The sequence below is a fragment of the Bartonella capreoli genome, assembly GCF_902813205.1.
In the GTDB taxonomy this organism is placed as follows: domain Bacteria; phylum Pseudomonadota; class Alphaproteobacteria; order Rhizobiales; family Rhizobiaceae; genus Bartonella; species Bartonella schoenbuchensis.
In genome coordinates, this window is record NZ_CADDZX010000359.1 from 1 (window position 1) to 395 (window position 395).

Annotated in this window: 1 protein-coding gene; it reads right to left on the reverse strand. The window is 37.2% G+C overall.

The features are described from left to right. A partial coding sequence (locus J7R05_RS08790) for a S4 domain-containing protein (protein ID WP_281388247.1) occupies positions 1-395 on the reverse strand: 395 nt, incomplete at both ends.

The window sequence follows — 395 nt, forward strand, 5'->3', positions numbered from 1 at the left end:
GTTTTTTCTTACCGAAGGAAAGTTTAATTATTCCGTCTGCATTGACATCTTCTTCAATAATAAGACGCGTTTCATCTTTAATAATTTTATCATTTACGCGCACACCTCCACCTTGAACATGACGACGTGCTTCACTGTTAGATTTAGCAAGTCCTGCTTGTACTAAAAGATTTAGTAATCCAACACCTACTTTTAATTTTGTGGCATTAAGTTCAACAGTTGGAAGATTTTCTCCAAGCGTTTTTTCTTCAAAAGTTTTTCGAGCTGTTTCGGCTGCTGCATCCGCAAGACTACGTCCATGCAACATTGCTGTAATTTCTGTTGCAAGAATTTTCTTTGCTTCATTAATTTCACTCCCTTGCAATGCAGAAAGTTTGAGAATCTCATCCATTGGC